The following is a 13,266-nucleotide window of genomic DNA, read 5'->3' as shown; positions in this document are numbered from 1 at the left end:
CACCGAAAAGCCCATCTGCCAAACTGGACCCACATGTACAATTGGCATCGTCCTCATGGTAGCCTGAAATCAAAAACACCCATCGGTCGCCTCGGTCTCAACCGAGACAACCTGTTGAGGCTCCACACCTAGAGCGGTTTATGTTTTTGCCGCCTTGCTCTCCGGGACAATGCCCGACTCCACGCCTAACTCTGCCAGTGGCCGAAACATCCACATGGAAAGCCGCGCCTTGCCATATTTTGCGATCAGGGACCACTTCGGCTCATTGAATTCCGCCCAAGCAGCGATCCTTGGAGAGCTGGCGGAAGCCATTTTGGGCATATGTCCATAGCACGATGCATAGTCAGCACGCCCAGATACCAGAAGCTCCACAATCGCCAGAGAACAATTGAGATAGATTATTTAGCAAATATTAATACAACTGAAGAATGCTTTGGCGGCGCACTGCAGTCGGGGGTATTGATTAAATGCAGACTGCTGCATCGAAGGCATAACGAACAAGCGGCTATGCGAAGCTTTCACGCAGGAAGCGATCGCGGCAATCAGCTGATATCGGCCCATGACGAGGTACGCGACATGCCTGCACCTCATTTTCGACGCACAACGCTGTTCGGCGCGACAATAGCGACGATCCTTCTCGGCGTCGCCGGCTCTGCGAGCACCAGCTTCGCTGCAGTTGTCGTTGGGGAGACGTATCGCATCGATACCAGTTCAAAATCCGCTGCCGGTATCGAGGCGATGAAAGCCGAGTACCGGCGGCCGGACTCGATCCTGTTTCCTGCGGATAATCCTTACACGCCGGAAAAAGCGTCCCTCGGCAAGAAACTCTATTTTGACCCACGTCTTTCGTCGACTTCCGCGCAGTCCTGCGCCAGCTGCCATAACCCGGGTTTTGGCTGGGGAGACGGGCTGTCCGTGGGCGTCGGCCATGGCATGGAGAAGCTAAGCCGCCGCTCGCCCACTGTCGTCAACGCTGCCTGGGGGGCAATTTTCATGTGGGACGGGCGCGCTGCCAGCCTTGAAGAACAGGCGCTCGGGCCGATCCAGTCCGCCCGTGAGATGGACATGCCGATCGATCGTCTTGTCGATCGCCTCAACTCCATCTCCTCATACGGGTCGCTGTTTGAGAACGCTTTCCCAGGCGAAGGGGTGAACCCCAACACGCTTGCAAAAGCGATCGCCGCTTATGAACGAACCATCGTCTCCGAACAAGCGCCGTTCGATAGCTGGGTTGAAGGAGACGAGCAGGCGATCTCCGAACAGGCGAAGCGCGGTTTTGTCGTCTTCAACACAAAAGGTCAGTGCTCGTCCTGTCACGAGGGCTGGAACTTCACCAATGACGGCTTTCAGGATATCGGCCTTCCCAGCACCGATATCGGGCGCGGGCAATACCTGCCCGACATCGTCAAGATGCAGCATGCCTTCAAGACGCCGGGTCTACGCGAGATAGCCAGCCGGGCTCCTTACATGCACGATGGGTCTCTTGCCACGCTTGAGGATGTCGTCGAGCACTACGCCCAAGGCGGCATCGACAGGCCAAGCCGTTCCGATCTGATGAAGCCGCTCGGCCTTACGCCGCAGGAAAAAGCCGATCTGATCGATTTCCTCAAGACCTTGACCAGTAACCTCAGCCCTACGGCAGTGCCGACCCTGCCTCGCTGAAACCTGTCAACCCGGATACCAGGAAGATACCATGCGCCAGCTGATCTTGATCACCTTCATAGTTCTCACCGGTTTTTCGATGGGTGCGCTGGCGGCCAGCTTGACCATTCATCAGCAGGGCCGCAAGTTTTCCTCTGACAGCGTCAGTATAAAGGCAGGTGAGAAGCTCACATTCGTGAATGACGATACGGTTCCCCATAATATCTACTCGGCCAGCAGCGGAAACGAATTCAACCTCGGATCACAAGCCCCTGGAACGTCGACTGATGTAACCTTCACCGAAGCCGGCGACGTGCAGGTGCTATGCGCAATTCATCCGCGGATGAAGATGGCCGTGAAGATCACAAATTAATCTTGCGGGCTGTTCCCAGGGGAACCGTAATGTCGATTCTCTACAAATTTTTCGGGGCATTCAGTATCGTTGTCGCCCTTGCCTGTGGGCTGGCGTTCTATGGCATTCGCAGCATATCCAGCACGGGCGATCTTGTCGTAGACCTCTACGACGGCCCGCTGATGGGGATCAATTATGCGCGCTCGGCGCATGCGGCATTGAACGAAGCCCGCCTTCTTCTGCAGCCAGGGCCTGGCGAGGCTCCGCCGAAGGAAACTGCCGAAAAGTTCGAAAAACTGCTCGCGAATATTACGGACAACCTGCAAATAGTTCGCGAGCGGGTTAAGACAAAAGACGTCACGGTCGCCTTGGAGCAGGCCGAAAGCCGGCTTCGCGACTGGTCGAACGCGGAACTGCAAATTCTCAAACCTCCGACAGGTGGTTTGACCACTATCCCTGCGCCATTTGCGATCACCCGGAAAAGTGAAGCCACCGTGGCCGCTCTCGACGATTTGGTGGAGATCGTCGCCGCATATGGCTTCGACTACCGAATGCAAGCGGAAGCGAAGGCAACGGCGGCGCGTGCCACCATGCTGACGCTTGCTATAGGCGCGGCACTGGCAGGGCTGACGCTTGCGATCGCTTTTGCCTATTCCATGAGCAAACCGATCTTTGCCGCGATGCGGGTCGCGGAACGTGTCGCAACCGGCAATTTCACAGACAAGATCGACATCCGCCGCCGCGATGAGCTCGGCCGTCTTCTGAACTCGCTGGCGGCCATGCAGAGCACGCTCAAGGCTCGCGCGGATGAAGATGAGGCCGCCAGGATCTCAAAGGAGCGGCTGACACGAATGCTCGCCGCACTTAACGCAACCAACGAAGCGATCATGCGAGCGAAAACCCGCGAGCAGCTCTTCGAATTCGTCTGCAAGGCGGCAATTGCCGGAGCCAGGTTTACATCGATGACCATCGCGGTGGCAGAACCGGGAAGCGAGTTTCTTCGCATAGCAGCGGTGGCCGGTCCCGGCGCCAAGGTGCAAAAGGGCCTGAGGATTGCCACTTCCGACGCCTATCCCGAGGGAAGAGGATTGTCGGGAATAGCCTTCCGCGCAAAGCGTCCCTGCATCAGCAACGATTACCTGGCCGACGTTCAATCCCAAGCCTTCCACGAAGCCGTTCGCCGCACGGGGACGAAATCGGGTGCAGCCCTGCCCCTGCTCAGCCAAAACAACGCGGCAGGTGTCCTGCTTTTTCTGTCCGCCGAGATCGGAACGTTCACGCCGGAGTTCGTCGAGCTGCTGCAGCGGCTTGCTGCAAACGTTTCCTTTGCGCTCGAAGGTTTCGACCGCGCCGATGAAAAGGAAAAGGCCGAAGAACGCATCAAATATCTCGCCACACACGACAACCTGACCGATCTGCCGAACCGGGCGATGTTCAACCAGCTGCTGGGTTTCTCGATGCAGGAGGCGAGGCGCTACGATCGGCGATGCGCAGTTCTGTTCATCGATCTCGACAGGTTCAAGATCATCAATGATACCCTTGGTCATGCGGCAGGTGATGCCCTGCTGATCGAGGTTGCGCGCAGGCTCCGGAGCGGCGTGCGCAAGAGCGATGTCGTCGCCCGACTGGGTGGCGACGAGTTCGTCATTCTCCTCAATGAGATTACCGAAATCCAACAAGTGGCAACCATCGCACGCAATCTGCTTGCGTCGGTCGACAAAACCATGGATCTCGGCGGACACGAATGCGGCGTTACTGCCAGTATCGGCATCGCGATGTTCCCCGAGGACGGCGACAACGAACAGACATTGATGAAGAACGCCGATATTGCGATGTATCTTGCCAAACAGGAAGGCAAGAACGACATCCGGTTCTTCTCGACCGAGATCGCAACGCAATCCGTCGATCGGCTGATGCTGGAAGCAGGCTTGCGTCACGCTCTCGACCGAAACCAGCTCTGCCTTCACTACCAGCCAAAGCTTGATGTCGTGACCGGGCGCATAGCGGGCGTGGAGGCTCTGCTGCGCTGGAACCATCCGGAACTTGGAATGCTTCCGCCCATGCGGTTCATACCGCTCGCCGAGGAGACCGGTTTGATCGTCGCGATCGGCCGCTGGGTCTTAAAAACAGCTTGTGCGCAGAATGTGGCATGGCAGCGCGAAGGGCTTCCCCCACTTTCCATGGCAGTCAACGTCTCGCCACGGCAATTCCTCGATGAAAATCTGTTGCGGGACATCGATGATGTGCTTGCCGCCACCGGAATGAATCCCAATCTTCTCCAGATCGAGATCACCGAAAGCATGGTCATGCTCAATGTGGACCGGGCAATTCAATTGCTTGATTCCATTCAGAGCCGCGGTGTCCGGCTTGCGATCGATGACTTCGGCACCGGCTATTCGTCGATGTCGTTGCTGAAGCAGTTCCCGATCGACACCATCAAGATCGACCGGTCCTTCGTTCGCGATCTGCCGCACGGCTCCGAGGACAAAGCCATTGCCCAAGCGATCATCGCCATGGGCAAAGCGCTCGGATTGACGATCGTTGCCGAAGGGGTCGAGACGATGGAACAGAATGCATTTCTCACTCAGAATGCATGCGATGAAATCCAGGGCTTCCTGTTCAGCAAACCTCTTCCGTCGGAGAATATCGCCGAACTGCTCCGGCTCCAGCACGTCGATGCGCCAAGTCTTCAGCCGGAATTGAGCAACATCATATTGGATAGCGGCAAACAAGGTCACTGGATCAGCGAACCGGTCTCGGCGAGGGTGGAATAAATTCCATTCCTTGCCACAAGGGCCGGCGGCATTTCGCTTCAGTCAAAACATGAACCGCTCTAAGCGCGCTCTTCCCAGACCTTTGCAAGTTCTATGATCGTGCGGACTGCCTTTTCCATGTCCTGGCGGCTCACCCATTCGAGCGGCGAGTGGAAAGCATGGCCGCCGGCGAAAATGTTCGGGCACGGCAGTCCCATGAAGGAAAGGCGCGAGCCATCCGTGCCGCCGCGGATGCTGCCGCGCACCGGCGTCATGCCGGCCCGGCGCACCGCCTCGATAGCGTTCTCGACGATCTCCGGGTGACGATCGAGCACCACCTTCATATTGCGATACTGTTCCTTCACCTGGAAATGATAGGTCGAGCCGGGATAGGCTGATATCACGTCCTTGACGATGCCTTCGAGCATCGTTTCCTTTTCCGTGAGCCCCTTGTCGGTAAAGTCACGGATGATGAAGCTCAGCAACGCCTTCTCCATCGAGCCGGTCACGCCGGTCGGATGGATGAAACCCTGCCGACCTTCCGTGGTCTCGGGGGCAAGATCCCTCGGCAGCCGGTCGATGATGGCGCCGGCGATCTTGATGGCGTTTTCCATGCGGTCCTTGGCGAAACCGGGATGGATCGCCACGCCTGATATGCTGATCTCGACGCCGTCGGCCGAGAAGGTCTCATCCTCGATATGGCCGGCCGTCTCGCCGTCCATCGTATAGGCGAAGTCGGCACCGAGTTTCTTCAGGTCGACCTTGTTGACGCCGCGCCCGACTTCCTCGTCGGGCGTGAACAGGATCTTGATCGTCCCGTGCCTGATATCGGGATTGCCGACGAGCATCTGAGCCGCGGTCATGATTTCGGCCAGTCCGGCCTTGTCGTCGGCGCCGAGCAATGTCGTTCCATCGGTCGTGACGATGTCGTTGCCGATCTGGTTCTTCAGCTCGGGATGATCGCTGACCCGGATCACCCGGCCCGTGTCGCCGGCAAGCTTGATATCCCCGCCGGCATAGTTCCTGACGATCTGCGGCTTGACATCGGTGCCGCTGAAATCGGGTGCCGTATCCATGTGCGAGCAGAAACAGATGACCGGCACCGTCTTGTCGCTATTTGCCGGAATGGTCGCGTAGACATAGCCGTGTTCATCGAGATGCGCGTCCGCAAGACCGATGTTCAGCAGTTCGTCGACCAGAACCCGGCCGAGATCCTTCTGCTTGCCGGTGGTCGGTTGCGTCGACGAGGCAGGGTCGGATTGCGTGTCGATAACGACATAACGGAGAAAGCGGTCGAGAACAGTGTCGGTCATGGCATCCAATCCAGCAAGATCACACGGACGATATAGCCCTCCTGGGCGATGCGGCAAAAGATTTTTCCGCTCGCAGCACGTGAGGAATGACCCGTTCAATCCGTTTCATGCGCTCCTGTCGGATGCCGGAATCGATACCACATGCGAAACCAGCCGGACGTCACTGACCTCATGCACGAGCAGGGATGGAGCGTCGATCACCGGAAGATCGGCCCGACCTTCCAGCAGAAGCGGATTGGGCGGGCAGAGGGAGCCGCAGGTCTGGACAGGGATCGACCCCAGGCGACCAAATGCGGGTCGGTGAACATGGCCGCAGAGAATCGCCAGCGGCAGCCTGTCCATCGCCTCCAAAGTGCTGAGAAGCGCAGTGCTGTTCCTGCATCCGACCTGGTCCAGCACCTCGATGCCGATCCTGAATGGCGGTTGATGCATGAACAGAAGGGCGGGCGCCGTCACGTCGGCAAGCGCGCTCATCAGCCACGGCAGATGCGGCAGGACGTCGCCGTAGCTCTGACCGGCGACGGTCACATCGACACCGAAGAGGGTCAGCCCATCGATGGCTGCCCGGAAATGCATCGGTCCGGTCGCACTGATCCATGGGTCGACGGCGGCAAGTTCGGAGCGCATCAATTGCAGATCATCACCGTTGCCCGGCAACAGGTGGACAGGGCAGTCCAGCGACCGCAGGCTTTCGGCGACCAGGCGATAGCCTTGCCGCCATCCGTCGTCCACCAGATCTCCGGTGACAACAAGCGCATCCGGGCGGAACGTCCTCAGCCAGCCTATCGCCCGCTCCAGCGTCCGGAGCGACGAAAGGTCCGGCCTCGCATGGATATCGGATATCTGTGCAACAAGCATGTTCTGCCTCCCCGCCCCCGCCGAAGACAGTATGCCAAAACCGACAGCAACGGGCCACCGGCCCAGTGGCTCAGTCGACGCGTTTTCCTTCGCCGTCGAACACGTGCAGATACTGGGGTGGGAAGGCCACATTGACCTTCGGGCCTGCCTTCAGCGCTTCGCGGTTCAGCGTGAAGATCTTGAACGGCAGACCATGCAGGGCAAGGTGGAGGATGATGCCGAAGCCTGTCGGTTCGACGAGTTCCACATCCGCGGCAAGCCCCGCCCCGCTGTCGCTCATCAGCACATGCTCCGGCCGGATGCCGAGCGTCACCTTTGCGCCGTCTGAAAGCGGCAAAGGTTTTGCAAGCGGCACGATCGTGCCGTCCTTCAGCTTCACGCCGCCTGCATCATAGCTGGCCTCGAGGAAATTCATCCCCGGCGAGCCGATGAAGCCGGCAACAAAGAGATTGGCGGGGCGGTCGTAAAGTTCCAGGGGACTGCCGACCTGCTGGACCACCCCGCCATGCATGGCAACGATCCGGTCCGCCAGCGTCATTGCCTCGATCTGGTCGTGGGTCACGTAGATCGAGGTCGCCTTCAGGTCGCCATGCAGTTTCTTGATTTCGGCGCGCATCTGTTCGCGCAGGCGCGCATCGAGGTTGGACAGCGGTTCGTCGAACAGGAAGGCCTTCGGCTGGCGCACGATGGCGCGGCCCATGGCGACGCGCTGGCGCTGGCCGCCGGAAAGCGCCTTCGGCCTGCGTTCGAGCAGCGGATCGAGGCCGAGCTTGGCGGCCGCCGCGGCGACCGCGCTTGCAATCTTCTCCTTCGCCACCTTCCGAAGCCTGAGGCTGTAGCTCATATTGCCGGCGACGTTCATATGCGGGTAAAGCGCATAGGACTGGAACACCATGGCGATGTCGCGATCCTTGGGATGCAGCTCGTTCACCCTATTGCCGGCGATGCGGATTTCGCCACCGGTGACCTCCTCCAGCCCGGCGATCATCCGCAGCAGCGTGGACTTGCCGCAGCCGGACGGACCGACGAGCACGACGAATTCGCCGTCCTGGATTTCCAGGTTGACGCCGTGCAGCACCTGCACATGGCCATAGGCTTTGTGGATATTCCGGATATCGATCGATGCCATTTGTTTAACCCTTGACCGCGCCGGCTGTCAGGCCCTGGACGAGATAGCGCTGGATGAGCAGGAAGAAGAGGCCGGCCGGAATGAGCGCCATGACGCCCGCCGCCATCATCTGCCCGAAATCCACCGAGAATTTCGAAACGAAGGTGAGAAGGCCGACCGGGAAGGTCGCCGCGTCATTGCCGTTGATCAGCATCAGCGCGAAGAGCAGCTCGCTCCAGGCGGCAGTGAAGACGAAGCCGAGTGTGGCGGCGATGCCCGGCAGCGTCAGCGGCAGGATGATCTGGCGAAACGCCGTGAACTGCGTCGCCCCGTCAATCTTCGCCGCCTCTTCGAGATCCCTCGGGATGCCGTCGAAGAAGGACTGCATCAGGAAGGTGGCGAAAGGCACATTGAAGGCGGTGTAGACGATGACGAGCCCGGTCAGGCTGTTGGTCAGATGTAAGGGTGACAGGATCTTGAAGATCGGCGCCACCAACATCACCAGCGGAAACATCTGGGTCAGCAGCATCAGGGCGACGATCCAGTATTTTGCCCGGAAATTGAAGCGCGACAGCGCGTAACCGGACAGCGAGGCGCAGATCGTCACGGTGACGGCCGTCGAGGCCGAGACGATCAGGCTGTTCTTGAAGAAGGTCGGAAAGGCGCTGTGCCGCAGCACGAAAGCATAGTGATCCCATGTCGTGCGCGACGGCCACATGCGCACGCCCTCGCTATAGAGCAGATCGTTCGGCGTCACCGACACCTTGAGCAGCCAGAACAGCGGAAAGAGCGCGAAGGCGATGTAGCAGAGGATCGCCAGACGGTGTGCGATGGTGGGAATGACGGATCGTTTCATGATCTCAATCCTTGTTCAGCAACGTCTGCCGGAGCAGGATGATCAGCATCGAATAGGCCAACAGCAGTACGAGCAGCACCAGCGCGATCGCCGAGGCATAACCGAAATCGAGCCGCCTGAAGGCTGTCGTGAAGATGTAGCTGGCGACGATCTGCGTCCGGTCGGCCGGACCGCCATTGGTCATGACGACGATGAGATCGGCGAAATTGGAAATCCACACGGTGCGCAGCAGCACGGTGATGGCGATCGTTGGCGCCAAAAACGGCAGGGTGATCGAGCGGAAGCGCTGGAACCAGCCGGCGCCGTCGATCGACGCCGCCTCATAGAGATCGCGCGGGATCGCCTGCAGCGCGGCAAGCAGCGTGATGGCGAAGAAGGGAATGCCCCACCAGACATTGGCGACGATCGGCCCCCACATCGCATAGTTGGGATCGGACAGGATATTGCCCGGCTCATGCATCAGCCCGAGGGCGAAGAGCCAATGCGGGATTGGCCCGATGACCGGATTGAACAACCAGGCCCAGTTGAGGCCGGCGAGGAAAGACGGCACGGCCCAGGGCAGGAAGACCAGCGCCTGCGCGATTGCCCGGCCCTTGAACGGCTTGTCGAGCAGCAGCGCCAGGATCAGCCCGAAGACGAACTGCAGGACGACGGAGGCGCCCGTCCACCAGAGCGTGTTCCGCAACGCCCCGTAAAAGGCGGCATCGCCGGCAAGCTCGCGGAAATGATTGAGCCCGATGAAGCCACCGGAAAACGGATTGAGCAGCTGGATATCGCGGAAGGCGTAGGAAATCCCGACGGTCAGCGGCACCAGCATCACCGCGATGATCAGGATCAGCGACGGCGCGCTGTAGAGATAGGGCTCCGAAGCATCGGCAACGCGACGCAGCCATGGCCTGCGGTCGCGACGCATGTCGAGCGTATCGGCGGAAATGGTCATCGGTCTGCAATTTCCATTGTCTTACCCGGTTGGGAATTTGTGATGCTTTTGAATGGAGAGACCCGGAGCCCCCTCATCCGACCCTACGGGCCACCTTCTCCCCGAGGGGAGAAGGGGAACGGAAAGGTTGCGGCATATTCCCTTCTCCCCAGCGGGGAGAAGGTGCCGGCAGGCGGATGAGGGGGATTCTGGCTCAAAGCCCGCTATCTGCTACTTCTTCGCCAAGAACTTCTGCTGCGCCTTGGTGAGGTATTCCGCCCACTGGTCGGCCAGATCTTTCGCCGAGATATCGCCGAGCAATGCCTGCTGCGAGGTCTTGATCGCCAGCGAATCCTTGAAGAAGGCGAATTCCTCGAGGTAGGTCGGCATGACTGTTGGTACCGTGTTCGGGTCGGCCAGTTCCTCGAACCAGCCCTTGAACTGGTCACCGGCATAGAAGGGATCCTTCTCGGCCGCCGTATAGGCCGGCAGGGCGCCGATGCGCTTGTTCCACTCGATATTGCCTTCCGGCCCTTCGAGGGTGGCGATCAGCTTCCAGGAGAGGTCCTTGTTGCCGCTGGTCGAAAACATCGACCAGCCGCCATAGCCGATCGTCGGGAAGGACTTGCCATCCGGACCCTTCGGCAGCGGCATGACGCCGAAATCCTCCTTCTTCATGCGTTCGGCAATGGCGATCAGCGCATCGGGATCCTGGTCGAGGAAAGCGCAGGTGCCGGAATAGAAGCCGGCAACGACTTCGTTGAAGCCCCAGTTGACGCTGTCCTTCGGCGCATAGCCCTTCTTGTAGAGGTCGACCATCCATTCGATTCCCTTGGCCCAGCCGGGGCTGTTCATCGTCGAGGTGCCGTCGTCGTTGAAATACTTGTTCGAGCCGGCCATCGTGGCGGCAAAGATCATCCAGCCGTTGAGGCCGCCCGCTCCGCCGCGCATGCAGTAGCCGTATTTGCCTGGCAGTTTGGAAACCTTTTCCGAAGCGGCGGTGAATTCCTCCATCGTCTTCGGCGGCGCGGCGACGCCGGCTTCGGCAAGCAGCTTCTTGTTGTAGAACATCGCCCTGAGATAGAAGCCGTAGGGCAGCATATAGGCGGTGTTCTTGACGTCGCGGCCGAGTTCGAGCGCGCGCGGCGTCAGCTCCTTGGTGTGCTCCCACTTTTCGAGGTAGGGCTCCAGGCTCTCGAGCATGCCGTTATTGGCATAGAGCGACAGCCAGGTATCGGGCATTTCCATCACATCGGGCACGTCGCCGGCCGACACCATAGTGGCGAATTTCTGGAAGGCTTCGTTCCAGGGCAGCGAGATGATGTCGACCTTGGTGCCGGGATTGGCGGCTTCGAATTTGCCGACGATCGATTTCAGCGTTTCGGTGCGCTCCGGGCTGGTGATGACTTCGACGAGCTTCAGCGTCGTATCGGCAAAGGCCGTACCCGCCATCATCGAAGCAAAGAGCGTCGAGATTATTAGTTTTTTCATGGCTCAGTTCCCCCTTTTTAGGTTCTTGGGTTTCAGGATTGCGAGGCGGCGGCGAGCGCCTCCTCGATGTCTCTCCACAAGGCCTCGGTTCCTTCGAGACCAACATGGAGGCGTACGGATCGCGCATGGATGCCGAAGGTTTGCGCAGAATTCGGCTGCGCCTTCTGCTGCAGCACCACCTCGCCCGGTACGATCAGGCTTTCATGCCCACCCCAGCTTACACCCAATTTGAAGAGCTTGAGATGATCGGCGAAGGTGCGGATATCGACGCCGTCGCGGAAGATGAAGGAAAACAGGCCCGAGGTGCCGTTGAGCCCGGCGGGCAGGCGGTTGGCGAGCCCCGGGTGGCAGACCGCCTCCACAACGTCGAGCTTCTGCAGGCGCCTGGCGATTTCGAGGCCGGATGCCTCATGAGCCCGCATGCGCAGCGGCAGCGTGCGCAACCCGCGGATCAGCAGCCAGGCGTCGAACGGCGAAAGCTTGCCGCCGAGATAGGGATAGGCCTCGGCCTTGACGCGCGCAATCATCGCCTTCGAGCCGGCGATGACGCCCGCCACCACATCGCTGTGGCCGCCGAGATATTTCGAGGCCGAATGAATGACGAGATCGACGCCGAGTGTCAGCGGCCGCTGGAAGAACGGGCTTGCCCAGCTGTTGTCGATTATCGAGATGGCGCCGTGTTGTCTGGCGAGTGCGGCGAGGGCGCCGACATCATGCGCCTCCATCACCCAGCTCGTCGGGCTTTCCATGTAGAACAGCTTGGCGCCGGGCAGCGCCTTGGCGACCGCCTCCTCGTCGCGCCCGTCGACATAGGTCACCTCGATCTTCATCCGCTTCAGGATGGTGCCGAACAGCCGGAAGGCATCGGGATAGACGTGCTTGACAGCGACGATGCGGTCGCCCGGCTCGACGAAGCTCAGCACCGCCGACGAAATCGCCGCCATGCCGCTGGCAAAACCCAGCGCATCCTCGGCCTCTTCGAGCTTTGCCAGCATCTCCTCGAAGGCGCGCACCGTCGGGTTCAGGCCACGCGTATAGATCGGCCGCACCTTCTCGCCGCGATAGGAGGCGATCATGTCGTCGTAATCGGAAAAGGTGAAAAGCGAGGTCTGGAAAATCGGCGGCACGACGGCGTCTGCGAAGTTGCCTTCGTCATGCGCGGTGATGAGGGAAGCAAGATCGAACGGTTCTGCGCCGTTGCTCATTTGGACATTTCCTTGATGTCTTCCTCGACGATATCGAGAATTTTCAATGTTTCGGCACGCGCCGCTTCGGGATCCCCGGCAGCGATCGCGTTAAAAAGGGCGCGGTGAAAGGGAAAGGACCGGCGCGCGAAATCCTGCCGGTCGAAGGGATGCTCCCAGAAACGCTCGAAGGTCTCGCGCATCTGCTCGAGAAGCTGGCGAAACAGCGGATTGTGGGCGGCGTCATAGACGGCGAGATGGAAGGCCAGATCCTCCGGCCCGGAGGTGCCCTTCTCCAAGTGCACCCGCTCCATCGCGTTCAGCTTTTCCTCGATGACGACGAGGTCCTTTTCGGTGCGCCGCCGCGCCGCGACCATGCCCGCCTCGCATTCGATGCCGCGGCGGACCTCCAGCGTCTGCAACAGCACGTCGCGCAGATGAACCGTGTCGAGCGACAGCGGCATGTGGATCGTCGCCCTGGAAACCGGTTTCAGCAGATAGGTGCCGCTGCCCTTGCGCGTCTCGATGACGCCGAGCGCCTGGAAATGGCGGATCGCCTCGCGAATTGTCGAGCGGCCGACGGCAAGGGCTGCCATCAGCTCGCGCTCGGCCGGCAACCGGTCGCCCGCCTTCAATCGCGCTTCCTCGACATAATCCGCCAGCGCATCGGTCACCTGACGCGCGCGGTCCATGACCGGAAGCGGCCGGATCACCGGCCTGTCGCTGCTATTTGCCTTCATGGTTCCCCATTTTCTTATCAGGCAGCCGACCTCGAGAATTGGTCTGACATC

At 60.0% G+C, this 13,266-nt stretch carries 12 protein-coding genes; 4 read left to right on the top strand and 8 right to left on the bottom strand.

Features of this window, described 5'->3' with window-relative positions; genetic code table 11:
* The 4 genes from B5P46_RS15740 to B5P46_RS15725 form a co-directional block, all read left to right on the top strand.
* On the top strand, positions 1 to 132 hold a 132-nt coding region (locus B5P46_RS15740), incomplete at its 5' end, for a transposase (RefSeq protein ID WP_164986496.1).
* Between the two features lie 444 nt (positions 133 to 576).
* A complete protein-coding gene (locus B5P46_RS15735; RefSeq protein WP_129419457.1) occupies positions 577 to 1,662 on the top strand; it encodes a cytochrome-c peroxidase in 1,086 nt (361 codons plus the stop codon).
* Between the two features lie 31 nt (positions 1,663 to 1,693).
* Positions 1,694 to 2,014 (top strand): plastocyanin/azurin family copper-binding protein, encoded by a 321-nt coding sequence (locus tag B5P46_RS15730; protein WP_129419456.1) that lies wholly within the window; start codon positions 1,694 to 1,696, stop codon positions 2,012 to 2,014.
* Between the two features lie 29 nt (positions 2,015 to 2,043).
* Complete coding sequence (locus B5P46_RS15725; protein ID WP_348639852.1) at positions 2,044 to 4,767, top strand: EAL domain-containing protein; 2,724 nt, start codon at positions 2,044 to 2,046, stop codon at positions 4,765 to 4,767.
* 59 nt (positions 4,768 to 4,826) lie between these two features.
* On the opposite strand, the gene pepT is transcribed toward B5P46_RS15725, so the two are convergent.
* The 8 genes from pepT to B5P46_RS15685 all read right to left on the bottom strand — a co-directional run bounded on the left by pepT (position 4,827) and on the right by B5P46_RS15685 (position 13,215).
* Entirely contained in the window at positions 4,827 to 6,059 is a 1,233-nt protein-coding gene (gene pepT / locus B5P46_RS15720; protein ID WP_129419455.1) for a peptidase T, read from the bottom strand.
* 105 nt (positions 6,060 to 6,164) lie between these two features.
* Entirely contained in the window at positions 6,165 to 6,917 is a 753-nt protein-coding gene (locus tag B5P46_RS15715) for a metallophosphoesterase (RefSeq protein WP_129419454.1), read from the bottom strand.
* A gap of 70 nt (positions 6,918 to 6,987) precedes the next feature.
* Positions 6,988 to 8,046, bottom strand: coding sequence for an ABC transporter ATP-binding protein (locus tag B5P46_RS15710; protein ID WP_129419453.1), 1,059 nt, complete (start codon positions 8,044 to 8,046; stop codon positions 6,988 to 6,990).
* 4 nt (positions 8,047 to 8,050) lie between these two features.
* Complete coding sequence (locus B5P46_RS15705; RefSeq protein ID WP_129419452.1) at positions 8,051 to 8,881, bottom strand: carbohydrate ABC transporter permease; 831 nt, start codon at positions 8,879 to 8,881, stop codon at positions 8,051 to 8,053.
* 4 nt (positions 8,882 to 8,885) lie between these two features.
* On the bottom strand, positions 8,886 to 9,821 hold the full coding sequence (locus B5P46_RS15700; protein WP_129419451.1) for a carbohydrate ABC transporter permease: 936 nt from the start codon (positions 9,819 to 9,821) through the stop codon (positions 8,886 to 8,888).
* Between the two features lie 210 nt (positions 9,822 to 10,031).
* Positions 10,032 to 11,291 (bottom strand): ABC transporter substrate-binding protein, encoded by a 1,260-nt coding sequence (locus tag B5P46_RS15695; RefSeq protein WP_129419450.1) that lies wholly within the window; start codon positions 11,289 to 11,291, stop codon positions 10,032 to 10,034.
* A gap of 32 nt (positions 11,292 to 11,323) precedes the next feature.
* Positions 11,324 to 12,496, bottom strand: a complete 1,173-nt coding sequence (locus B5P46_RS15690; protein ID WP_129419449.1) for a PLP-dependent transferase — start codon at positions 12,494 to 12,496, stop codon at positions 11,324 to 11,326.
* Positions 12,493 to 13,215: a FadR/GntR family transcriptional regulator gene (locus tag B5P46_RS15685; protein ID WP_129419448.1), complete on the bottom strand. Its 723-nt coding sequence runs from the start codon at positions 13,213 to 13,215 to the stop codon at positions 12,493 to 12,495. The genes B5P46_RS15690 and B5P46_RS15685 overlap by 4 nt, the downstream gene beginning before the upstream one ends.
* Positions 13,216 to 13,266 lie beyond the last annotated feature (51 nt).

This window comes from Rhizobium leguminosarum (assembly GCF_004123835.1).
Taxonomy (GTDB): domain Bacteria; phylum Pseudomonadota; class Alphaproteobacteria; order Rhizobiales; family Rhizobiaceae; genus Rhizobium; species Rhizobium leguminosarum_M.
Note: the sequence above shows the minus strand (reverse complement) of the source record. Positions and strands in the feature narration are given on the sequence as shown.